The sequence below is a fragment of the Microbulbifer maximicatervae (SeqCode) genome (assembly GCF_052467385.1).
This window is the reverse complement of the sequence record NZ_CP174311.1, coordinates 1,383,514-1,406,975: the sequence shown is the minus strand read 5'-3', so window position 1 is coordinate 1,406,975 and position 23,462 is coordinate 1,383,514. Positions and strand designations below refer to the sequence as shown.

Here is a 23,462-nt window from a genome sequence, read left to right as displayed (position 1 = left end):
TGCTCCTATTTCCAGGTTTCCGGAGTAATCTCCGCGTTGTTGTCACTATCAGCGAGCCAGATATGACCATCCTGAATGGTTGCACTCAGGTCCATATTGCGCTCAGCCATAGCCGCCAATTGCTCAGTGGCATCAGCGGCTAAATGGTAGACGGTAAGGTTATCAAAGCGCTCCAATTGGCTGGCCTGTTTCTGCCACCAGATTGCTGCTGCACGGCGCCCGTAACTGTATACGATAACGCGCTTCGAGCGGTTGCAGGCTTTGCGAATTCGTTCCTCAGTGGGAAGCCCCACTTCGATCCAGAGATCGATTTCCCCGCTCAAGTTCTTTTGCCAGAGATCCGCTTCCTCATCGGAGGACAATCCCCGGGTAAACTCCAGCGTTTCTGCCGCATTGTGTGCAAAAGCCAGTAGCCTCACCATCATACGCTCATCTGTTTCCGAGGGATGTCGCGCCAAAGTGAGCGGATGTTCGGCGTAATAATCCCTGTCCATATCGGATATCTGGACTTTGGCCTTAAATATTGTTGCTTTTAACGCCATTTTGGCTCCATGGTGATGCCTTCTCCAGCGCCGGGAGTCAGGCGGACTATTCTTGATGGGTTCACGTGAGAATAAGGATATTCCGCATGACCTCTGCGCTCCCCAGCGGCTGGCCCTTTTGGCAGAGCTCACTGCTACTGCTGCTGGCAACCACCCTCAGCGGCTGTGGTGTCAACAATATCCCAACCTATGACGAGCAGGTTAAAGCCACCTGGGCCCAGGTTCAAAACCAATACCAGCGCCGTGCCGATCTGGTTCCCAATCTGGTGCAAACCGTAAAAGCTTACGCATCCCACGAACGGGAAACCCTACAAGCCGTCACTGAGGCCAGAGCCAAAGTCAGCTCTCTCCAGGTTGACGGCAACCTTCTCAATGACCCAGCCAAGCTGCAACAGTTCGAAGCAGCACAAGGCCAGTTAACCAGCGCGCTATCCCGCCTTATGTTGGTGGTAGAGCGATACCCCGACCTCAAAGCCAACCAGAACTTCCTCACACTGCAATCTCAGTTAGAGGGCACCGAAAACCGCATCAGTGTCGCGCGCCGGGATTATATCCAGGCTGTAGAGCGCTACAACCGCGAGATGCGCACTTTTCCAGGAAGAATCTGGCATGCCGTGCTCTACAGGGATATGCCGCTTCGAGAAACTTTCGAAGCCACCAGTGAAGATGCCGATAAGGCACCTGAGGTTAAGGAGCCTCTGAATAACTCTATGATACCTCTGGCATGCAGAGCGGTTCACAATCAAGGCGCGGCTTCGCAGGAATGTCTAGACCTTTCAAGAAGTCGTAACGCGGAGTGTGAATCGCTCTGCAAGCCCCGAAGGGCGGACCTTGAAGGCCACAGCTGCTGCGTTGCAGCTCTTGCAAAGGGCTACGGCCATTCGCGGCGAGCTGCGCCTAACATCTGCAGCCTTCAAGACCCGCAGAGGCATTACGGAGTTATTTAGAGGCTCCTCAACTTCCAATAGACAGGCGCCATCGACCCCAAAATGAACCGCCCCAGTCTTGCCATAACCATCCTGATCGCTCTGGTCTGTGCCTTAACAGCCTGGGCCGATGTACAGTTTCCAGCGCTGTCCGGCCGGGTAGTAGATCAGGGAGAGTTGTTAAAGGCCGATGAGAGATACCAACTTACTGAGTTGATACAGCAGTATGAGCGCGACAGCGACAATCAGCTGGTTGTCGCCACCATCCCCGAGCTTCAGGGCATCACTATAGAGGAGTATGCCAACCAACTGGCACGCAAGTGGAAGCTAGGAAAAAAAGACAAAGACAATGGAGTGCTTTTCCTGATTGCGCCCAATGATAGAAAGGTCCGTATCGAAGTAGGCTACGGCCTGGAAGGAGCCCTAACCGATGCACTGGCGGCAAATATTATCCAAACCAAAGTACTGCCAGAGTTTCGAAATGGCGATTTTAGCGGCGGAATCAATGCAGGGGTTCGATCAATTATCGCCGCGACGAAAAATGAATATGTCGCTGAACCCGTAGAAACCAAAGAGGGGCGTCGAATTGCTGTACTGGTAGGCCTGTTCCTTCTGCTGGTCATGCTACACCTCTTCGGCAGTGCCGCACTGGGTTCACCTGTAAAGAGCCGCATTTTTAAGCGGGGGCGCTACGGCGGCTACTATGGTGGAGGTGGCTTTGGCGGAGGTCTATCCGGCGGCAGCTCTGGGGGCGGGTTTAGCGGGGGCGGCGGAGGCTTTGGCGGAGGGGGCGCATCGGGAGGATGGTAATGCTCACCAATACTTATCAACGCCAGGTAGCAGAGGCGATCAAGGACGTAGAATCCCGCACCGACGCTGAAGTCATGGCTGTGATCGCCAAGGAAGCGGACAACTACCTTTATATCTCTACCCTATGGGCCGCATTCCTAACACTGTTAGTCTCCCCTCTGATCGAATTTCTGCCGTTCTGGATCAACCTTCAACAGGCGGTGACGCTTCAGTGGATTTTATTTATTGTCCTGGCAGTAATATTCCGCTGGCGCCCCATCACCATGCGCTTGGTACCAAAGAAAATAAAATTCTGGCGAGCTTCAAACTTAGCTCGCAGGCAATTTCTGGAGCAGGATTTACACGCAACCAAGGATCGACTCGGGCTACTGATATTTGTTTCAGAAGCCGAACACTATGTAGAAATACTGGCCGACAGAGGCATTGCCCAACATATCACCAATGACAACTGGCAGAGAGTAGTTGAAAATTTTGTGCAACAAATCAAGCGGGGAAAAGCTGGAGAGGCATTACTGGCATGTATTGAGCAATGCGGAGATCTACTTCATGAAGCGATACCCACCAGCACCATTAAAGATGAACTGCCGAATCATCTAGTCGTCATCAATTAAATCCCCGTATCCCCCAAAACTGGCAACACCAACTTACTCAAGTTTCAAAACGAAACTCCACGCCATACCAATCTACTCTCCTATTGTGACTTGAATCATCAACTAAGCTGCCTAAAGACATAAAACCCATAAGTAAACTCTATACAAGAAGATGATTCCGACTAAAACCCTATCGCAGCTTTTCAGTATTACTCTTCTGTTACTGGCATCCGGATTCAGTGCCGCTCTCTGGTCTCAAGAACTACAAAAGAAAAATACGACTTCGGCAATCGGGGACGGTTACTTCCCGGGCACTCGTATAGTCTCCCCTCGCCCAAAGCAAGCCACCACCTACTTCCTGCCGGCATTGGGTAACAGCGATAAATTAACATTTCATGTCGAGCATCAGTGCAGCAACCACATTGGCGATCTCGGCGCCCTCAGAGTGGAATGGGCCATCAGTAACCGGCAAGTGAATTTTCCGACTTGGGACCCCAGCAGTACCAAGCCGGATTCCGAAAAGTTACCAGCTGCCCCTACTGAGGTTGTATTCGTACCTACTATTTATGGCGGAAAAGTAATTTATACAAAGCTGATTGGGAAAATCTATGGGGAAGTCAATATAGCCTTCGGTACTGATCTTGAAGTACCAGACTAAATTAACCCACCTTCAAAAACGAATAATGTGCAACTGATCAACTCTGCTCAAGCAACACATGACTCCCAAAACGAAATTTTATTTATCATTCAAAAAAATACTAATCAGCCTGGTCCTGATATTATTCAGCAGTGCATTATCAACAACCAGCAAGGCTGATTTCATCAGTTTAAGTGGCGCTGAGACCGCCAACAACATCGCGGAGATCGATATACAAAAAAATATCCTAAACATTAGATTCGAGATATCAGCAAGCGATGCCAAACTATTTTGGCCAGGAATTGAAGATACAGCAGACATTTATCGACTGGCACAATCAGCAAAAACCCAGCAATCTTTCGATTTTCAAGTACTCTCTGGAAATAAGAGCATTAAGCACAAACTCATCTCAATTCGAGTAGCCCAGAGAAAACCTAGAATTTCCCCTTTTGCTGGGCAAACCGATCCCCGCACCGGCATAAAAATGCCGGATTTCCCGGCAGATAAAAAGATTCTTTTAACTCAGCTGAAATATCCAATCGGTGGACTTTCAGACCTGCAACTAAAACCACCCATCGGCAGTGATAAGCTGGCATCCGTGACAATTGGCTTTACCAGTCGCCACGGGCAAACACCTATCAGCGGCTTTCACTACCTATCCCAACCTGAACCACTCATTATCGACTGGAAAGACCCATGGAATACACATTTTAAGAACACCAATATTAGTCGGCATAACCGCTACCCACTAATGTCTTTCCTCTACGTAGAGCCCCGCCAGATACGCCATGAGATACTCGTGCGCACCAAGGACTTACTGGAGTGGACTAATCAGCCTTTCGATGCTTGGCAACCATTAACACCAGAAAGTAAAGCCTTCCTGCACCACACAGTACGCAGCTATCTAAATAATAAAAATCCAACTTCTATTGATCAAGCACCCTCACAGCCGAACAGCATTGAGACTGTTTTTCTTCGCGCAAATAATAGCGGGTACTCACAGATTTCAGAGAATGACACTATTGAAATGGGCTCAGTGATGATTGGCTACCGGGAAAAATTTTCCATCGATGCACTGCCCCAGAGTGTTACCGTAGACTGGAATCTATTCACCGATACAATCAACTCCGTTCCCACCATTATTCAGGACCCCACAGGCCCATTCCCCACCCATGTAATTCCCTCATTTCCTGATATTCAGTGGCACAACTACCTATACGATTACCGACCTCCAAATAGCGATCCACTTGTAATAGAAACCCCTAGCCTGGCGGTCCCTATGGCTATCCTATTTTCATTTCTTATTATTACGATAATTGTATTGACGCTATCCACAAAACACTCACTTATAGGCCGCAAGGGTTCAACTATTATCTATACCGCCATAATAATCTCAGCTGGCGCTTTGTACCTCAATCTTCCAGAAGAATACCGGGTAAACCTCCCTGGAACCGCTAAAAAACGGGACTTGGGCCAAGTAACAGAACAGCTACTGTTAAAAGTTGCAGCCGCATTTAAAGAGCCTCTACCGATCAATCTGGAATTAAAGCTGAAAAACCTGATTACCAATGAAGGCTTCGAAAATACCTATTCAAATCTGGCACAAATTTATCGCCCCCAAACAGCGAGTGGTAGCTTGGGATCAATCGGTGCTATTACAAATCTAAAAGTAGAGTACTCCAGTCAAATTAACCTGAATGGCAACAAAGGATTCCAGTTGATTACAAGTTGGCAAGCGGTAGTAGAGGACCGAAGCTGGGGACACTTTGAACAAAGACCGCAAGAGACCCGGGCCAATATCGCAATTATCCAGTCTGATAACCACTGGAAAATCGCTGGATTTACTCCCCTATCCGTACGGTAAGAATAAAATAGAGAAATAGCTAGAGCCATGAAAAACAGCACACTCAAGTTGCCCGCGATGATTGTTCTATATCTCCTCATATCCAGCATCAGCGGGCAAGCACAAGCGCATTTCCTTCTCAACCTCAATGTACGGATTTTCCATATAGAGCACACAGCCAGTGGTGCCAACCTATATATGAGAGTGCCTATGCCCTATTTACTGGCAGATAAAACAGGACTGAGGCGCGACCCCTATACAGGCAAACTCCCACAACCCGCCCCATATACCAAAAACTCCTTGGATCAAGGTGACTTGGTCCACTATGTCGACTTTCAACAGCTGGAGCTAGCGCTTCTAGGACTCGGTAATATTGCAGAGAGAGCCACTTTTCTCCGCAATACTGACAAGCAGATAAAAGGCGATGTAAAAGCCGTGCGCCTGTATCGGATAGGAAATGAACCGGACTTTGCAACGCTGGAGGAGGCACAGCAGGCATTTTTGCACCAATACTTACCTGAAGACACCAATCAAAGGCTGTATGTGGGTGACACCTTGGTTGATATTCAGATCTTCTACCCTCTGGAAGCTCCCCTTGGAGAATACCAACTATCCAGCTCTCTTAACCCCGGCCTCCCCAACCAGGAAGACACCGCCAACCTGGTACTGGATTACAACCCAGGTAAGACCCAGGTCTTTCGCTCACGCGGTCTTATGCAAGAGGCACTATTGATTACCCACTCCTCAATAGACGCTGTGAAGACTTTTCTGGCGGAGGGCATCGCCCATATCCTGAAGGGGCTGGACCACGTGTTGTTTGTACTCTGCCTAAGCCTCGGTGCACTCAGCCTACCCCTACTCTTGTGGCGCGCTACCGGCTTTACCATCGGTCACAGTATCACCCTCTCAGCCGGATTCTTTGGCTTTGTTCCCACAGTCAGCTGGTTCGTACCTATGGTAGAAACCGGTATCGCCCTATCCATAATCTATATGGCCTGGATATCACTACACAGGGAAGACACTAAGATCACAGGCAGCGAAAGTACAATTTTTATCGGCACCTGCATGCTCGGCCTACTCCACGGCCTGGGTTTTTCATTTGTATTACATGAAATACTCCAAGTTGACTCCCCGAATATCTGGCAAAGCCTCTTGGCCTTCAACCTGGGGGTAGAAGCCGGGCAAGTACTCATAATTCTTGCCATATGGCCCCTTGCCTATTTAGCCAGGCTGTGGAAAAAGGAATGGGAAATCCGGATACGTTATTCTGTTGCTGGACTCTGCAGCGCAATTGCTTTTATTTGGACATTAGATAGAGGATATGAGCTTGTTTCGGCAATTTCCTGAACAGAAGAATGAGTTTCCTCTCTGGCTATTACACCCGAGATACTAAAAAGGGAGAAGGAAATAATACACTGCTCTCGAGACCCTATGAGGCATGGATGCCGATTAGGAGCTTACAGGGATGTATTCACAGCGTGTCTCGAGTGCGGTGTATTCTTTCCTTACACCCCAGTAGTAATACACCTAAAACTGATTTGTATTCCCAAGTTCCAGAGACAAAACTCACTCCAAAATTAACCTCCCTGCCACTACACACGTAATAATGAGCAAAAATACAAAGCGCAATAAACCAGGACGTTAAATAATTTAAGATTCAAACCCCTTGGGATGCTGCTTCCCGGCGTCACCTATTACTTCCCAAGAGGCCTTTGAGTCAACCCATAAATGATGAACCACTTTTAGATTCTCGTTACCATCCACCAAGCTTCCTGCAGGAATGTAAGTATTTAAAGAATCATTATCTCCGGGCAGAGTAGAACCGCAAGTAGCGCAAAAATTTGTATGCCAATCATGCCCGGGCTTAGACCAATACTTAAGGTTCTCCTTACCTTTAACCCAACTAAACTTCTCGGTAGGCACAATAGCTACAGTAATAGCGCCACTCCCTGTGGAACGACGACAGATTGAACAGTGGCACATATATAAATCTGTGAGGGATTCTTGTATCTCATAAGCTATCTCTCCACAATTGCATTCACCTTTAGTCAAAAAGACACTCCTTTTTTAGTAATAGAAAGATACAAAGCCCATATATCTGAGACATCTACATCACCCTGTATAGATTTTAACCGATCATAGAGTCCCAAAAGAACATCTATTCGCACTGAACAATCCCTCCAGCTAATTTTAACTCCGGTATTAGCTATCTGTTCTACAACAAATGTCTCAGGCTGAACTTCCGCTCCAAATAGATAAAAGGTTATCAGAAAGAACAGGCTTTTGTGGTGCGCATATCTATTTGCACAAACCTTTATCTAACCTGATTTCTATCAACATTGTTTCAAGTTTTCGGTAGTTTGTGGCTAATAGAGGCTAACACATAAAGGTGAACGCTCACATACTTGGTGTGGCGCTCACCTTCTTACTTGGTGAAAGGATTCTATACAACTTAACAGGTTGCTGCGGGATCAACCGGGGCTTCATGTATCGTGAAGACCGGAAATATCATTAAAGAATTTAAATTTAGCAAAATAATGATAGATACAGAGAACTAGGCGTAGCTGAGTGTAAATTTTATTTAGGCCTAAGGGCCTCAATAAACTTCGCATCTACCCACATTATTTCAAAATTCGGTGGAGTACAACGCCGACAGTAAAAAAGGTATTTCCCATCGGGCGTTACATATCCACCACCATCTTCCCCTTCTGTATTGATATTATCACCGAAGTTAATAGCCGCACCCCATGAGCCATCTTGTTGGCGAAAACTGATGTACATATCGCTATCACCATATCCACCCTCTCTTTCACTATCCCAGATAATGTAGGACTCATCAGGGGCAATAAATGGGTGAGCAGTCCATTTCCCTGTATTTATCTGCTTTCCAAAAGGTTTTGGCGCTTCACGCTTACCATCTAACAGACGCGAATAGCGAAGAATACCATCTCCATTTGAACCTACTTCATCAAATACAAAGGTTCCTTTTGAAGAAGCCGTAAGGCGCATGATACGAAAGTCTTCAAATAGTGGCCCCAGGCTTTTAGGTTCTGACCAACCATTGTCAGTGCGCTCTCTATATCGATTTCTAGAATACATTGTTTGACCATCAGGCGAGATAGAGCCACCCCAGGCCACTTCCGATTCATACCAACGATTCCCCTCAAGCTTGAATACAACTTTCGAAGACTCACCACTTTGGTAATATCTTCTTGTAACGTAGTACTCCTGCATATCAGGCGTGAAGTAGCCACCCCAATCCCGATACTCTTTCGAGGGATTAGGAGCGAATAACTTTGGAGTTAACCCAGGAGGTTTCTGTCCAAGATAGGGCCCTTCAAGAGCTGTCGGTGTATCCTGACTATAACTGTTAACACTCAGAGTTAGGAGTGAGAGTAAAGCAATTGAAGTACAAAGGTGCCTCATGACATATCCTTGCTTAAACATGAAGTAATAAGCAACCAATGTATCTTTTCAAGCTTTATAACACCTGACGTCCATATGAATTTACCCTGATTCTTGAGATAAGAGGTGTGATCAGCCAAATATTTGTATGAAATATACTCAAAAGTGGCTCTACACCGAGGGTTCGGATCTCCCTTTTGTCTTCCATATATACTGACCTTGCGGCTCATTTCGTATTGCCAATCTACACCGGGGCCCCAATTATAGAGAGAATTATCGGGACACGACGATCTTAAACCTACATAAATACGCCTCAGATATTCATCTATTCGGCGTAAGTAAATCTACAAATTTGCTCAAAAGAAATAGATGATGGTTTAAACAACTGAGTAGCGAGTACTATTTTCTAACACCAACCGAATGATCAATTTTCATCCTGCGGGATTAAGAATGAGCGATACTATAGCCCCAATGGCTGTTGCACTTTCTACCAGATAGAAATCAATCTGGTAGAAAGTGCAGCTCAATTAGATACATTGCCTGAAATACACTTTCTTAGATCTCTACCGATTGAAGATAAGATATCGTCAAGCGTATTGATTGTCGTTAGGAAGTCGTAATTAACATAGATTGATTTGTTCTAGGTTATATACAGCTAGCACCAAGTTCCTTAACAGCTTTCAACCAGGAACCCTGTTGATTCTTATCAGACATAATCATTGAACCAAATAAATTAACCTCTGCTTTCGAGAAGCCGCAATATTGAAGAGTAAATCGATCAAGCTGCTCTAATACTGGCTTTGCTTGTTCTTCTAAATATTCTATAGGGGCATCCATTGTCAAAATTATTCTTGATGTTTTGCCTTTAAGAAGCTGTATGGGTTCTGCACTACCACTCTCAAATTTAAAGGTAATTCCGGGAAGAAAAGATCGATCAATCAAGCCTTTGAGCTTTCCTGGCAATCCGCCCCACCAAATAGGCGACACCACAACAATATGCTGTGCCCATTTAAGAGTCTCTTGAAATTCAGATAGACAATCCTCCAATACTTGATAATCATCGTACCCAAACTCTAAATTCGAATTGAAGTCCATTTCCGACAGGTTATATCGACGAACATTAGCCTGTCTCTTTGCTTCAGACTCATAGACATCGCTCAACTGCTTAACAAAACTGTTCTTCTTTGGATTGCCATTTAAAAGTAGGATATTTTTCATCTCGTCATACTATTGCTTAAAAACACGATGAAAAGTCTACCGTCTCCCCTTAAGGGGAGGGTCAAGGCTTTTATGACAGGAATCTATAGACGCAATACATTGATCAACCTTTTCAGCTTTATTAGAAAGTGATTCCAATTCAGCCTCAATTTTTCTTTTTACTTTCTTCAGAAAGACACTGATTCGAGCCCAATCAACCTCTCCATTATGGTACCGAATAACATCCTTTAACTCAGCCAAAGTCACCCCAAGTGCTTTAGCTTCTGAGATCAAAGTAAGAATTTCAACATCTTCTGCCGTATAGACTCTATATCTGCCCTGCCTTTTAGGAACGGCAATGAGGCCTTTTTCCTCATAAAATCTTATCGCCTTTACAGTGAGATTCGTCCTTCTTGACACCTCTCCTATAAACATACAGACCTCCTACCTATGCTCAATTTCCCATTGAGATTGCAGCCTATGAAAAATATTCATCACACGAAAGGATCCATCCATAAGCTTGGGCCTTCGCCAGCCCTTACGGGCACCTAGTAGAAACTCATACGAGCTGGAGCTCACTTCTTACATTCTCATACTTTCGGCACAAACATTACGTTGAAGAAAGTAAATACGCAATACCGCAAATTAAGAAGAAAAGACCATCTGGTTTTCTGTGATCAACTCAGACGGGGGAACCTACCTACGTAAATAAACTACTATTAATGGCAGTAACACCCCCTATGCCGCCTCATACGCATCTAGCAGGTATAATTAGCTCTAGACTACCTCTTAATTGATTCTCAAGGGCATTTGAGCTACACCTGTCTCTGTACCGGTCGGCGTAACAATGGCATAACTAGGTGTTTTATAAGGCTTAACCTTTTACCTTTGGCTTGATTAATGATAACGCTCGCTAAGATGCCTCCTTGAACGTTTGCTATATAGCCGTGCTTATTTTCATCCATAGTAGAGCAATCATCTATCGCATAAAGGTTAGAATAACCTCTAACCCGCATATATTCGTCCACTTTAATTAATCCCATCTTATCTAACACTCCGGGTAATTCTGTTTTTAGAAACTCGGTATTTGGCGACATACCTACACATTCATAAACCAAGTCTGCCTTGAAAGTTTCTTGAGTATTCATAGAACGGTAAATTGCACCTTCCTTAACTAGCCGGGTATTGAGATGTACGCTAACACCCTTAGCCGTAAGCTGTTCTAGCGCCCCGGGGTTCATAAAGCCATGAAGGTAAGTGGAATGATGGACCTCCACTTGCTCTTTCTGCTTCAACGTCTGCATGACCTCTAATACAGAAAAATGAGGCTCCATCGCCGGGAATATCAAGTGCGTAGGAAATATAGGATCAATTTTGGCGTAATGGCGAATTTGTGAACTATAAAATAAAATTGACCCTGAAACATTACTCAAACCTGATGATCAGATAACCTCCATATGGCCGATGCACCAATACTAAAACCTACTAAACTCACATGACCAAATGATGCGCCGATTCTCTCTGATAATTTTTCAACGTATTTATCGAGCCCAACCTTTGATGTAAAATATGAATACGCCTCAACCTCACAATCAAAATTCATCAATTCTGAATTATACAGATCAACTATCTCTACACTACCAGGAAGATCAGCTGCAAATCGCTCTAACGCTTTTGTACGACCAAAAATATCTGAAACCAAGATCCAAGTCATAGCTTATTTTTTCATGTAACAAGAAAGAAACGATTCACCGATCAGCTATAATTTACTCTGTACATATTTATCAAGTTCGATACAGTATGTCGTAAAACATCGGCCCAACAGCTCAGCTTTATGTACTGTTTTGGATATTCTTTTCAAAGCTCTGTATTCCGGCCTACTGTCAAGCAAATGACACACTATTTCCTTATGCCCCAATTCCTTAGCCCAACCGATCATTGTTTTGAATACCGAGAGCCCAGAACCCCAAAACTGTTGGGATATGACAACAGCCATCTCAAAACCGCTATCGTCAGGTTGAAGACCACACCACCCAGCTAATACTCCACCGATGTAAATTAGTCGAACACGGCACCCAGTCAGGGAATCTACTTCTAACTTAAACTTGATCCACTCATTAAGGCTTTGGTCATCAAAGTATTCATGTTTAATTAAGTGCTCCCTAAGTGAATCCTTATTGAGTACAGCTAACAGCTCGTCTCGATTCACTTGAGTTAGCTCCTTAAACTCTATCCTGCTCATATTAAAGTAATTTTGACTTTCTCGTTTTGAGGGTAACTTTAAAGACGAAATAATTTTTGCTTGCTTTATGAGTTACCCAAGAGTAATTGCGACCGAAAGGTAGGCGCCTATTCAATGGGGAAAGTTTCTTTATCTATTTGAGGAAAAGAATGCAGCCATCGTGCAAAAAACACACAAATAGGACGTCAATTTCATCACTTTATTAGTCGCTACGGTTTGCTCTCTTGTACTTTTCCTGGTACTCGCGGCGCTGCTTAGTAACTTCATATAATACAATTCCAGAAGTTGTTCCGAGGTTCAGGCTTTCAATCATTCCAAACATTGGAATGGATACGCAGAAAGCGCTATTCTCGACTGCAAGATCACTTATACCTCTAGATTCGTTACCAAACCAAACAGCCAGTTTTGGCTGAGTGTAATCAGCCTCATGCAATATAAAGCTGTCTTTTCCTTTTACATGGGGAGAGGTGACAATCGAGATAAATCTGTTTTTCGCCAAATGATCCAGGCATTCCTCGGTACTATCAAAACGCTTTACGAAGCTCCATTTGATCGCAGAGACAGACGGCTTCGAGAGTGATTTCCTTTCTCTCATTTCCTGCCAGTCATCGGGTATTAGCTTGCGAGGATCAACAATATACGTTTTTTCAACGCCTAATGCATTGACGTTTCTAATAACCGCTCCAATGTTCTTCATATCCATCGGGCACTCGAGAACAGCTATCAGATTTTTACAGCGATAAGGCTTAATTTCATCAGCTCTTTTTCGGGCACCATTTTTATCAATTTCCATATTCTCGAAGACCTTAGATAATTTGTTCACTACTAACATTGCAGTCAGACACAGTCTGGACTGTGTAAATACTAACAACAATAAGCGCAGCAACCTCACAAAATATGTATAATGCTATGTTAATGGCTGCATTACTTAATTAACTATTAAGCTACACCGACGCCCATAAACCGCCTATATAATTAAACGATATTATACCTAGCGCCAAATAATACAGGGTAGTACCGATGGACAGTTGTACCCAATACTTTTCTCCACCCATCGATTTGCAGTGATAAAACCATACAGCCCCTATGGCTATCAATGGGCCAACAACTCCCCAAAAAATCCATGTAATTATTCCAGGAATAAACTGAACATTGATAGACACTATGTTCAGTATCGTATATAAAATTGTAAATAGTACAGATTTAGCCAAAGGATACTTAATTATTTCCACTCTCTACCTAGACATTTAAACTTGAGCATAGAGCACGCTGTCTAGCCGCAACATCAGAAACAGCATGCGCCAGTTATAGGAAGTTAACTCCAAATAACCCATCCGATAGCCACTCCTAAAACCAAGCAGGAAGCTCCTATTTTAACCAGTAAGTTATGCTCTGCTCTATCTTCCATTATGGCGCCCTGAATGTACAAGTTAAGCGCTTTCTCTGCTTCATCTGAAGATGGAAATTCTTTATAGAAATTCAGTAAAGCGTTTTGAACTTTGGGTACCCACGAGGATGGATTATCCTCCTCAGGAGGATAATCTAATACAGCCAAAACATAAGGTGCCTGGGGCTCTACTAGCTTTCCTATTTTCTTAGCTTCATCGTAATACTGAGATATATCCATCGTTGTATCTACGTATACCATTTCAATTAGATGATACCTTTGCAGTCGATTGTACTACCTTGTTAGCCCTAAAACTTCCACCAAGACTTCCTTTTTGGCTTGGCCAAGGTAACACTTTCAATTGGAGTGCCCTCTGGCAAACCCTGAACTTTTTTATGAAATTGTCCTGATATTGAGAAGTGGACTTCGATATCAGTTATCTCAAAATTTTCTACGTCAATTTCACCACCAAGAAATAGAGGTATCTTAATGCTGTAAATCATATATTTAGAAAGTGACTTACCTGATTCAATCAAGCTACGTACAAATTTTGCCCCCATAAAACCGCTAACAAATTCAGAGTCTTGTAATTTTGAGAGAAACTCTTCTCCATCTTTTGCGATGAACTCGACTTGGCAAAGTGTAGTACTCAAAAACTCCACTTCATTGGTTTTTACGTTTTGAATAAACGCATCGCCAAGAGCGGTAATAACTATAGGTAACTTACCCTTACCAATAAGCCATTCCCAATCGGATAGAAGGTCTCCCTTGTTAATATGAGAAAAATTTACTGTTAAATCATTTAATGTCATGAGAATATTTTTACTAGTTAGCGCATGCGCCATACCGCAGATGCGCTTGCGAACCGGAGTGGAGATCAAAACTGTAAAGCAGCTGAGCATGGCCCACTCTGTTAGATCACCACTCCCTCATTTTTCCATCATTTGCCATATAACTATTGACCAAGCCTTCAGAAAGGCTTACAACTCTCATAATTTCCTCCTCTGTCAGCTCTCTACCTAAATTTAATTTAAGCTGAGAAAACGCCTTTGAGTCTTCACAAATCACGTTTGGCATAGATGATATTGCTGCCCATTCAATTTCGTGACCCGGTATATTTGTAGTAGCCTCATACGCATCAACTACCCATCCACACCCCAATCGAATTGCAATTAACCCACTTTCGACAGCTCTTTTATCATCTTCTGGAGTTAGATTTTTTGGATGAATATACATCCACTGCCGAACATCCTCGACAGCCTTTTTCTTTATCGCTTTTAATGCAGCCTCTCCACCGACTTTATACTGAAGGTACTCCAGAAGCCCCTCTACACATGAATAGGCCTCTGGTGAAAGCTGATCATACTGATCATACTGATCATACTGATCATACTGATCATACTGATCATCAATAATAAATTCACATTCATCAATTAGCTCTTTGAGCTGCTTTTTATCAAAATAATTTAATTCCGAGTAATCCTTAATATCTAGGACCGATGGAAGCTCCATATATACCCCTCAAATCTAACATTTATATAATAGCTATCCAAACCACTATTATCTTTACTACGGTTTCAAATGTAAATTCGCTCCTCACATTTACTTTTAATTATGAAGCCGATAAGGTAAACACAAATGGGACCATAGAGCTAAATAAAAAATGCGTTCTATATGGCCACTATCACAAGCACCAAATAAATATCTAACTCTTTGATTTTAAACTTATGACTCTAATGAACTTAGTCTCTTCATAAACTGAACTCACTCAACTACCACCGCCAAGTCGCCGCTATATACGGCCCATGTTGAGTAATATCATAAGCAAAACGCCCATCAGAGAGTCGATCGGAATAATCAATACTGTAATACTGATACCCAAAACGCAGTGAGGTTGTCTTCCAGGCGCGCCAGTCGAATCCGGCTAGTAGATTCCACTGTAAGTCATCACCCCCAGCGCCAAAGCCTCCCAGTTCCGTGCGTACAGCAACGGTTAGGCATTCAGTAATTCCGATTGCGCCTCGCGCAGATAGTGTAGGTTCCCACCAACTCTGTTTGCCTCCAAGGCGATTCCTAAATTCGGGCCTGGGGCCTATGTTAATTCCCGCTCGTGCTTTCACTTCCTGCTTTAATCGGTTCCAGCGCAAACCCGCTCCCACATCAACAAAGTACTTTCGCCCACTATTAGCCAGGTTCCCTTCTAGAACCCTGTAACCCGCCAGGGCATTTATCCAGCCCTGGCGAGCATCCACCTCTACATCAATATCTACATCGATATCCAGCTGCGGGTTTCGTGGCGGGGTTATGGTTGCTCCCTTATCCAATCTGAGATGCACATAGTAGAGATCCGCCACTACCCCAAAGCGCCCTTTCCAGGCTTCCAGGCGCACAGAAAATGCAGCGTTGAGGAGCTCCAGGGTTTTGCTTAAATCCAGGTCTATATCGACACTGGTGTCAGCAACAGTGGAAGTCCCTTTAGTGCGAAGCGGGAGGAAAAGGTAGGGAGTGGCGAGGAAGCGCCAGTCATCGGGATCTTTGGAAGTTAGGCTGGCAGCCGGTGCAGGCTCCGAACTTTGCGCAGCGGCGGTACAGGAGATAAAGCTACAGAGCGTTAGCGCCAATATTTGCCTTGCGCTTTTCTCTTTCGCCTGTCCCTGTGTCATAGCAGCAACCGCTCCAAATCATTCGAGGCCCGATAGAGCACCAATGAATAAGGATAGATAGAGCTGAGGGAAGTTTCAGAGTGAGGAAATCTGCGGCATAGGGGGAGGAAATACTGCCGGGCAGGTAAAACTACCCGGCAGTGAGAAGCGATTAGTCGTTCGCTTCAGGGCGCATATGCGGGAACAGCAGTACGTCGCGAATCGACGGAGAGTTGGTAAACAGCATTACCAGACGGTCGATACCGATGCCCTCACCAGCGGTGGGCGGCAGGCCGTATTCCAGCGCGCGGATATAGTCGGCGTCGTAGTGCATGGCTTCGTCGTCACCGGCATCTTTCTCCGCAACCTGGGCTTTGAAGCGTTCAGCCTGATCTTCCGCGTCGTTCAACTCGGAGAAACCATTGGCTATCTCGCGGCCGCCTACGAAGAATTCAAAGCGGTCGGTGACAAACGGATTGTCATCGTTACGGCGAGCCAACGGAGACACTTCGGTTGGGTACTCAGTGATAAAGGTCGGCTGGTCGAGACGGTGCTCTACAGTCTTCTCGAAGATCTCGATCTGTACCTTACCCAGGCCCCAGCTATCTTTCAGCGGGATTTCCAGCTTCTCGGCTACCGCGCGGGCGGATTCGATATTGTCGATATCGGCCGCAGTGAGTTCCGGGTTGTAGTGCAGGATGGAGTCGAACACAGACAAACGCGCGAACGGCTTGGAGAAGTCGTAGCTGCTGTCCTGGTATTCCACAGTGGTGGAGCCCAGTACATCTTCACAGATACCGCGCAGCATCTTCTCGGTGAGGTCCATCAGGTCGTTGTAGTCCGCGTACGCCTGGTAGAACTCAAGCATGGTGAATTCGGGGTTGTGGCGCGTGGATAGGCCCTCGTTGCGGAAGTTGCGGTTGATCTCGTAAACCCGCTCAAAACCACCCACGACCAGACGCTTCAGGTACAGCTCCGGGGCAATACGCAGGTACATATCGATATCCAGCGCATTGTGGTGGGTAACGAACGGACGCGCGCTGGCACCGCCGGGAATAACTTGCAGCATGGGCGTTTCCACTTCCATAAACTGCTGGGCGTTGAGGAAATCGCGGATGTACTCGATCACCTTGGAGCGCACACGGAACACTTCGCGGGCTTCCGGCGTGGCGATCAGGTCCACGTAGCGCTGGCGATAACGCATTTCCTGATCGGCAATGCCGTGGAATTTTTCCGGCAGCGGGCGCAGCGCTTTGGTCAGCAGGCTGTACTCTTCACAGTTGACGTAGAGGTCGCCCTTGCCGGATTTGTGCAGAGTGCCTTTTACGCCGACGATATCGCCGATATCCCAGGCACCGAAGCGCTCTTTAATATCTTTCTGTGCCGTTTTATCGGCGTAGAGCTGGATGCGGTCAGACACATCCTGGATCACCATAAAGGGTCCGCGTTTAGCCAGGATTCGCCCTGCTACGCACGCCCGTTTACCCAGTTCTTCCAGCTCCTCTTTCTGTTTATCGCCGAACTCAGCTTGCAGGTCGGCAGCGAGGTTCTCGCGGCGAAAACTGTTGGGGAAAGCATTGCCCTTCTCGCGCAGAGCGGAAAGCTTGGTGCGGCGCTCGGCGATCAGTTTGTTTTCGTCTTGCTGGATATCAGTCATGGTGATCTATCAGTTTTGTGATTGATATTGCCCCTCATCGACGAGGGGCGCGGTGAGAGTGGAGACTTTAAATCAGAGGCCGGCTTTTAGGCTGGCTTCGATAAATTGGTCCAGGTCTCCGTCCAGTACTGCCTGGCAGTTGCTGGTCTGGACATTGGTGCGCAGGTCCTTGATACGCTGGTCGTCCAACACGTAAGAGCGGATCTGGCTGCCCCAACCGATGTCGGCCTTGCTGTCTTCCATGGCCTGCTTCTCTGCGTTGCGCTTGAGCATTTCCTGCTCGTACATTTTTGCGCGCAGCATTTTCCAGGCTTTATCGCGGTTCTGGTGCTGGGAGCGCTCGCTCTGGCACTGCACGACGATACCGGATTCTGTGTGGGTCAAACGCACCGCAGAATCGGTTTTGTTCACGTGCTGACCACCGGCGCCGGACGCGCGGTAGGTGTCTTCACGCACCTGGGACTTGTCGATTTCAATCTCGATATTGTCATCGATTTCCGGTGACACAAATACCGAGCTAAAAGAAGTGTGACGGCGGTTGCCGGAATCAAACGGCGATTTGCGCACCAGGCGGTGTACACCGGTTTCTGTGCGCAGCCATCCGAACGCGTGGTCGCCGGCGAAATGCACAGTGGCACTTTTGATACCGGCCACTTCCCCCGCGGAGACCTCTTCCAGGGTGGTCTTGAAGCCGTGGGCCTCACCCCAGCGCAGGTACATACGCAGGATCATTTCCGCCCAGTCCTGGGCCTCGGTACCGCCGGAGCCGGCCTGGATATCCAGATAGGCGTTGTTCTCGTCGTTCTCGCCGGAGAACATACGGCGGAATTCCAGAATCCCCAGCTGCTGCTGGAGACCTTCGATCTCAGTGGAGACCTCCCCTACGGAGTCCTCATCATTTTCCTCGACGGCCATTTCCAACAGTTCGCGGCAATCGGCGATGCCGGAGTCGAGGTTTTCGATGGTGTTGACCACCGTTTCCAGGGAGGAGCGCTCGCGCCCCAGTTCCTGTGCGCGGCTGGGGTCGTCCCAGACGCTCGGCTCAGCCAGCTCCAGCTCTACTTCGGTAAGGCGTTCTTTCTTGCTGGCGTAGTCAAAGATACCCCCTAAGAACGTCGGTGCGCTCTTCGAGGTCTTTCAATTGATTGATGAGGGGATTGATTTCCATGAACTTTCGGTGTCCGGACAAAATAAAAAGCGGCGCGCATTCTACCGCAGCGCGCGGGGGTCCTTCCAGTCAGATAGGGGCTGATATGGCGGCAAATCCTCTACTAGGCGGTCTGTCCCGAGAGCTTTTCCAGAATTGCGCAGTCTGGGGACTCATTGCCGGCGCAGCTATCGGCAAAGGCCCGCAAGGTTGCGCGCATCCCCAGCAGGGTCTGCAACTGCTCTTCGAGCTGCCCGAGCTTGTGATTGACCAGGTCTTTGGTCTCGCGGCTGTGGCGCTCCGGGTTATCCCGCAACCCCAGCAGCGCCCGGACCTCCTCAGTGGTAAAGCCACAGGCCCGCGCGCGGCGCACGAAGCAGAGGGTTTCAACATCGGCAGTGGAGTAATCCCGATAGCCATTAGCAGAGCGGCCGGGCACCACCAGGCCAATATTTTCGTAGTGGCGCAGGGCTTTTGCACTGAGCCCCGAATTCTCTGCGGCCTGGGAAATATTCACGATTACCCCACTTAAGGTTTCAAATCAGGCACTGTTGTCCCGACAGGCAGCAAACTGATACTGCACTTTCTCCGCGGGGCTATATCCCAGCTCAATTGAGGCATCCAGGGCATCCATACCGACCAAGTGCATCAGGATATCTCCTGTGGGTGCGCCACATACGGCGGGGAACATCCTGTCGGTGCGGACTCCACAGCGGGACTCTTGCACCTTCACCCCATTGTCACTCAACTTGGCCTGGCTCTGCTGAAGAGTCATACCACCCCCTTCACACTGCTTGCTGCCACTGCCGCGGTAAATCCACACCATTTCCCCTGGCCTCATAGTCGCTGCAGGAGGCGTGGGTGCGACTTCGGGCTCCACCGCGCCGGGTGTGTTCTCAACCTCGTTCTCCATCGCTTTCTCCTCCCTCGACTGGCCGCAAGCCGCCACCGAGATAATCAGGGCCCATACCCATAAGAATGACAACCGTTTTTTCAGCACAGAACATCCTCCATAAAGCGATAAATAGCCGTGTCAGGATAACGCCAACCAGGCTCCCACCGATAGCATCAAAGTACCAGAAATCCGATTAACCAAACGCACATTTTCAGACCGCTCCAACAATCGACTCAGGGCCTGGCCGCCACTGGCATAAATCAGCAGGCACAACGCCTCCAAAAGCAGCAATATCGCCAACAAGACTGAGAGCTGGGGTACCAGGGGTTTGGTATCGTTAATAAATGGCGGTAATAACGCAATAAAAAACGCCCAACCCTTGGGATTGGCCACAGCTGTAACAAAACCCTGTAGTGCCAGCGCTCTTCGCGATGGTCGGCTAGCGTCGACCGTATCACCCTGATCCATCAGAGCCAGCTGCCCCCGGGAGCGCCACATCTGCACGCCTATCCAGGCCAAATAGGCGGCCCCGCAGTATTTGAACAGCTGAAATAAAGTCGGATACTGAACCATCAATACCGCAGCACCGAGTGCAGAGGTAATCGCCACCGACGCAACACCGATCAACTCTCCCACCATCATCCACAGAGTCTGACGCACGCCCAGGGTAATTCCCAGACTGAGCGATAGCATCATGCAGAGCCCCGGTGTGACCGAGGCAAAGAAGCTTGCGGGAACAAAGAGTGCCAGTGTCGATAATTCCATTGATATTCCTAGTGGTGAGTACCGCTGTGGTTGCCGTAATGACTGACCAGCATCCCCGCCAGCATCAAACCACAGCCAATTAACTCCGTGGTATTGAGCATTTCATTGAGGAATAGCCAGCCCGCCGCCAGGGCAAAAACTGCCTCCAGGCTCATAATTACGGTAGCGTGAGAAGGCGCGGCGTAGCGTTGGGCCAAGAGCTGGAAAGTAAACGCCAGTGCCGTGGAGAAAATCATCATATAGGCGATAGGCCAAGCCGCATCGATCGCCGATTGCAGTGTCGCCTCTTCGGTAAATAGCGAAGCTACGGCGGACAAAAGGCCACACACCAGGAACTGGATACAGGCGAGCCGCAAAGCGTCGTAGCGTTTTACCAGTCGATCTGCCGTCAATACCTGGATGGCAAAAACAAAGGCGCTGGCAAATACCATTAAGTCGCCCACCAGCTGGGATTCTTCACTGAAGTCCGCCAACCAATAGAGACCGAACAAAGCGAGACCAATTCCCATCCAGGTCCAGCGATTGGTTTTATGCCCCAGGGACAAACCGATCACCGGCACCAGCAGTAAATAAAAACCGGTAATAAATCCAGCGCGGCCGGCAGTGGTATACAGCAGGCTCACCTGTTGCAGTGCCGCGCCTAGAAACAGCCAAAAACCCAACAGTGCGCCACCGGGCAGGCAGGCCCGCCAGGTGTGATTCACCGATTGCCCTTCGGCTTCACCGGGCTGGGCATCGCGACGGGAGGACAACCAGTAAACGATAGGGATCAGGATTAAACCGCCGAGAATAAAACGCCATGCGTTAAATGCCAGCGGCTCAATATCCGCCATGGCAATCTTTTGCGGCACAAAGGCAACGCCCCAGAAGAGAGCGGCTAATAACAGTAAGACTTCGGCCTGGACTTGTTTACGTTTCACTACTTTTTACTTCCAAACAACTTGGGAGCTGTTGCAAAAAACTCCATGTTTTTCCCAACAGCCAAATACAAAGTGCGCCCTATACCGCTTCTAACAGGCTCACCATTAATTGCAGGGATTCCCGCCCGCGAAATTCATTAACATCGAGCTTAAAAGCCAAGCGCACTCTTTCCGTGGGCTGCGGCCACTGCTCGGTGTCCACATTAAAAGCAATAGCATCCAGCGCTAATTGCGGCGCCTGGGGCGGCGCCACCACCATTTTTAAATGGCGCTCGCCGACAATGCGCTGTTGCAGCAACAGGAATTCACCGTCGAATACCGGCTCTGGAAACGCCTGTCCCCAGGGCGCACAAGCGCGCAACATGGCTGCCGTGTGCAAAGTGTAATCCCCAGATTCCAACTCACCGTCAGAGTCGATAACCGCGTGCAGCTGATTTTCATTCAGGCGGTTGCGCACCACCTGCTCAAAAGCGTTGCGGAAAGCCTCCAGGTTTTCCTGGGGTAGGCTCAGCCCCGCCGCCATGGCGTGGCCACCGAACTTGCTGATCAGGTCCGGATGAGCGGCGGCTACGTCACTCAGGGCATCGCGAATATGCAGCCCGGGAATCGAACGCGCAGAGCCCTTCACCAGGCCGTTATCACCCTCAGCAAATGCGATCACCGGGCGGTGGAATTTCTCTTTGATGCGGCTGGCCAAAATACCCACCACACCTTGGTGCCAGTGGGCATCGTACAGACACAAACTCCAGGGAATTTCGCCCTCCAGACGCAACTCATCCAGGGCCGCCATTGCTTCCCGCTGCATCCCCTGCTCGATCGCTTTGCGATCCCGGTTCAGGGCGTCCAGCTCGCCGGCCAGCTCCCGCGCCTCACTGGGATCGCGGGTGAGCAGGCAGCGGATACCGGTGCCGATATCGTCGAGACGGCCAGCCGCATTAATACGCGGCCCCAAAATAAAACCAATATCTGTGGTGGAGAGCCTGCGCTGGTCGCGCCCGGCAACCTCCATCAGGGCGGCAATTCCGGGCCGGCAGCGGCCGGCGCGGATACGGGCGATGCCCTGATGAACCAGAATCCGGTTGTTGTGATCCAGTGGGACCAGGTCGGCCACAGTACCCAAGGCGACCAAATCCAGGTACTCGGCCATATTGGGCGGGGCGATACCGCTCTGCTCAAACCACCCACTCTGCTGTAGGGCCGTGCGCAAGCGGCTGAGCAGATAAAAGATCACCCCCACTCCGGCGAGGTTCTTGCTGGGAAAGTCACAGTCCGGCTGGTTCGGGTTTACGATGGCATCCGCCTGCGGCAGCTCACTGCCGGGCAGGTGGTGATCCGTCACAATCACTTTCATACCAGCAGCTTTTGCCGCTGCCACGCCCTCGATACTGCTAATACCGTTATCTACGGTGATCAGCAGATCGGGCTGATAATCTTTGGCTACCTCGACAATTTCTGGAGTCAGCCCGTAGCCGAAGTCAAAGCGATTCGGCACCAGGTACTCCACTCCCGGCGCGCCCATTGCACCCAGGGCCAACACCCCCAAGGTGCTACTGGTGGCTCCATCCGCATCGAAATCCCCCACGATAAGGATTTTCTTTTGCCCGTGGATAGCATCCACCAGCATGGCAACGGCAGCCTCCAGCCCTCGCATACTCTGTGGGCTCTGTAATTGAGAGAGGCTGTGATCCAGCGCTTCTTCGCTGACAATCCCCCGCCCCAACAGGACACGCTGCAATATTTTTGGTATTTCAGAAGCAAAACGGCCAGTAGACAAATCCACTGGCCGTCGCTGAATTTTTGTACTCAATGTATTTCTCAGCAAACTAATAGCTAATCGGTTGCCGCTTATTGCACAAC

General features: G+C 48.1%; 26 protein-coding genes. 6 read left to right on the top strand and 20 right to left on the bottom strand.

Annotated features, from left to right (window positions below; genetic code table 11):
• Window positions 1-5 precede the first annotated feature (5 nt).
• Window positions 6-542 carry a YaeQ family protein gene (locus ACJJIR_RS06200; RefSeq protein ID WP_444907678.1) on the bottom strand — a complete coding sequence of 179 codons (537 nt, stop codon included), beginning with the start codon at window positions 540-542 and terminating at the stop codon, window positions 6-8.
• An 86-nt stretch (window positions 543-628) separates the two neighbouring features.
• Here ACJJIR_RS06200 and ACJJIR_RS06195 point away from each other — a divergent pair, with 86 nt between their 5' ends.
• The 6 genes from ACJJIR_RS06195 to ACJJIR_RS06170 all read left to right on the top strand — a co-directional run bounded on the left by ACJJIR_RS06195 (window position 629) and on the right by ACJJIR_RS06170 (window position 6,695).
• The gene (locus tag ACJJIR_RS06195; protein WP_444907677.1) at window positions 629-1,489 is read left to right on the top strand and encodes a LemA family protein; all 861 of its coding nucleotides are present in this window, start codon (window positions 629-631) and stop codon (window positions 1,487-1,489) included.
• 42 nt (window positions 1,490-1,531) lie between these two features.
• Window positions 1,532-2,278 carry a TPM domain-containing protein gene (locus tag ACJJIR_RS06190; RefSeq protein WP_444907676.1) on the top strand — a complete coding sequence of 249 codons (747 nt, stop codon included), beginning with the start codon at window positions 1,532-1,534 and terminating at the stop codon, window positions 2,276-2,278.
• On the top strand, window positions 2,278-2,889 hold the full coding sequence (locus tag ACJJIR_RS06185) for a TPM domain-containing protein (RefSeq protein ID WP_444907675.1): 612 nt from the start codon (window positions 2,278-2,280) through the stop codon (window positions 2,887-2,889). The genes ACJJIR_RS06190 and ACJJIR_RS06185 overlap by 1 nt, the downstream gene beginning before the upstream one ends.
• A 151-nt stretch (window positions 2,890-3,040) precedes the next feature.
• Complete coding sequence (locus tag ACJJIR_RS06180) at window positions 3,041-3,526, top strand: hypothetical protein (RefSeq protein WP_444907674.1); 486 nt, start codon at window positions 3,041-3,043, stop codon at window positions 3,524-3,526.
• Between the two features lie 58 nt (window positions 3,527-3,584).
• On the top strand, window positions 3,585-5,369 hold the full coding sequence (locus ACJJIR_RS06175) for a hypothetical protein (RefSeq protein ID WP_444907673.1): 1,785 nt from the start codon (window positions 3,585-3,587) through the stop codon (window positions 5,367-5,369).
• A gap of 27 nt (window positions 5,370-5,396) precedes the next feature.
• The gene (locus ACJJIR_RS06170) at window positions 5,397-6,695 is read left to right on the top strand and encodes a HupE/UreJ family protein (RefSeq protein ID WP_444907672.1); all 1,299 of its coding nucleotides are present in this window, start codon (window positions 5,397-5,399) and stop codon (window positions 6,693-6,695) included.
• A 303-nt stretch (window positions 6,696-6,998) separates the two neighbouring features.
• Here the strand turns inward: ACJJIR_RS06170 and ACJJIR_RS06165 are convergent, their stop codons facing one another.
• The 19 genes from ACJJIR_RS06165 to recJ form a co-directional block, all read right to left on the bottom strand.
• The gene (locus tag ACJJIR_RS06165; RefSeq protein WP_444907671.1) at window positions 6,999-7,400 is read right to left on the bottom strand and encodes a GFA family protein; all 402 of its coding nucleotides are present in this window, start codon (window positions 7,398-7,400) and stop codon (window positions 6,999-7,001) included.
• 525 nt (window positions 7,401-7,925) lie between these two features.
• Window positions 7,926-8,795 (bottom strand): TolB-like translocation protein, encoded by an 870-nt coding sequence (locus ACJJIR_RS06160; protein WP_444907670.1) that lies wholly within the window; start codon window positions 8,793-8,795, stop codon window positions 7,926-7,928.
• A 603-nt stretch (window positions 8,796-9,398) separates the two neighbouring features.
• The gene (locus ACJJIR_RS06155; protein ID WP_444893205.1) at window positions 9,399-9,971 is read right to left on the bottom strand and encodes an NAD(P)H-dependent oxidoreductase; all 573 of its coding nucleotides are present in this window, start codon (window positions 9,969-9,971) and stop codon (window positions 9,399-9,401) included.
• 36 nt (window positions 9,972-10,007) lie between these two features.
• The gene (locus ACJJIR_RS06150) at window positions 10,008-10,385 is read right to left on the bottom strand and encodes a MerR family transcriptional regulator (protein WP_444907669.1); all 378 of its coding nucleotides are present in this window, start codon (window positions 10,383-10,385) and stop codon (window positions 10,008-10,010) included.
• 380 nt (window positions 10,386-10,765) lie between these two features.
• Window positions 10,766-11,383: an FAD-dependent oxidoreductase gene (locus tag ACJJIR_RS06145; protein WP_444907668.1), complete on the bottom strand. Its 618-nt coding sequence runs from the start codon at window positions 11,381-11,383 to the stop codon at window positions 10,766-10,768.
• The gene (locus ACJJIR_RS06140) at window positions 11,380-11,664 is read right to left on the bottom strand and encodes a hypothetical protein (protein ID WP_444907667.1); all 285 of its coding nucleotides are present in this window, start codon (window positions 11,662-11,664) and stop codon (window positions 11,380-11,382) included. Before ACJJIR_RS06140 ends, ACJJIR_RS06145 begins: the two co-directional genes overlap by 4 nt.
• 45 nt (window positions 11,665-11,709) lie before the next feature.
• The gene (locus tag ACJJIR_RS06135; protein WP_444907666.1) at window positions 11,710-12,159 is read right to left on the bottom strand and encodes a GNAT family N-acetyltransferase; all 450 of its coding nucleotides are present in this window, start codon (window positions 12,157-12,159) and stop codon (window positions 11,710-11,712) included.
• A 235-nt stretch (window positions 12,160-12,394) separates the two neighbouring features.
• Window positions 12,395-12,985 carry a TrmH family RNA methyltransferase gene (locus ACJJIR_RS06130; protein ID WP_444907665.1) on the bottom strand — a complete coding sequence of 197 codons (591 nt, stop codon included), beginning with the start codon at window positions 12,983-12,985 and terminating at the stop codon, window positions 12,395-12,397.
• Between the two features lie 522 nt (window positions 12,986-13,507).
• The gene (locus ACJJIR_RS06125; RefSeq protein WP_444907664.1) at window positions 13,508-13,819 is read right to left on the bottom strand and encodes a hypothetical protein; all 312 of its coding nucleotides are present in this window, start codon (window positions 13,817-13,819) and stop codon (window positions 13,508-13,510) included.
• 68 nt (window positions 13,820-13,887) lie between these two features.
• Window positions 13,888-14,481 carry a T6SS immunity protein Tdi1 domain-containing protein gene (locus tag ACJJIR_RS06120; RefSeq protein WP_444907663.1) on the bottom strand — a complete coding sequence of 198 codons (594 nt, stop codon included), beginning with the start codon at window positions 14,479-14,481 and terminating at the stop codon, window positions 13,888-13,890.
• A 16-nt stretch (window positions 14,482-14,497) separates the two neighbouring features.
• Entirely contained in the window at window positions 14,498-15,091 is a 594-nt protein-coding gene (locus ACJJIR_RS06115; RefSeq protein WP_444907662.1) for a hypothetical protein, read from the bottom strand.
• A gap of 260 nt (window positions 15,092-15,351) precedes the next feature.
• Window positions 15,352-16,242 carry a hypothetical protein gene (locus ACJJIR_RS06110; protein ID WP_444907661.1) on the bottom strand — a complete coding sequence of 297 codons (891 nt, stop codon included), beginning with the start codon at window positions 16,240-16,242 and terminating at the stop codon, window positions 15,352-15,354.
• Between the two features lie 151 nt (window positions 16,243-16,393).
• A complete protein-coding gene (gene lysS, locus ACJJIR_RS06105; protein ID WP_444907660.1) occupies window positions 16,394-17,878 on the bottom strand; it encodes a lysine--tRNA ligase in 1,485 nt (494 codons plus the stop codon).
• A gap of 72 nt (window positions 17,879-17,950) precedes the next feature.
• Window positions 17,951-19,046, bottom strand: a protein-coding gene (gene prfB / locus ACJJIR_RS06100) for a peptide chain release factor 2 (RefSeq protein WP_413662795.1) whose coding sequence is annotated in 2 segments (ribosomal slippage) — window positions 17,951-18,973 and window positions 18,975-19,046 — 1,095 coding nt in all. Because the reading frame shifts where the segments join, the coding sequence is not laid out codon by codon here.
• Window positions 19,047-19,149: 103 nt separating this feature from the next.
• Window positions 19,150-19,542, bottom strand: coding sequence for a MerR family transcriptional regulator (locus ACJJIR_RS06095; protein ID WP_444893197.1), 393 nt, complete (start codon window positions 19,540-19,542; stop codon window positions 19,150-19,152).
• A gap of 24 nt (window positions 19,543-19,566) precedes the next feature.
• Window positions 19,567-20,025, bottom strand: a complete 459-nt coding sequence (locus tag ACJJIR_RS06090; RefSeq protein WP_444907659.1) for a hypothetical protein — start codon at window positions 20,023-20,025, stop codon at window positions 19,567-19,569.
• Between the two features lie 33 nt (window positions 20,026-20,058).
• Window positions 20,059-20,685 (bottom strand): LysE family translocator, encoded by a 627-nt coding sequence (locus tag ACJJIR_RS06085; RefSeq protein ID WP_444907658.1) that lies wholly within the window; start codon window positions 20,683-20,685, stop codon window positions 20,059-20,061.
• A gap of 8 nt (window positions 20,686-20,693) precedes the next feature.
• A complete protein-coding gene (locus tag ACJJIR_RS06080) occupies window positions 20,694-21,605 on the bottom strand; it encodes a DMT family transporter (protein ID WP_444893194.1) in 912 nt (303 codons plus the stop codon).
• 79 nt (window positions 21,606-21,684) lie between these two features.
• The gene (gene recJ, locus ACJJIR_RS06075) at window positions 21,685-23,412 is read right to left on the bottom strand and encodes a single-stranded-DNA-specific exonuclease RecJ (RefSeq protein ID WP_444907657.1); all 1,728 of its coding nucleotides are present in this window, start codon (window positions 23,410-23,412) and stop codon (window positions 21,685-21,687) included.
• Between the last annotated feature and the right edge of the window lie 50 nt (window positions 23,413-23,462).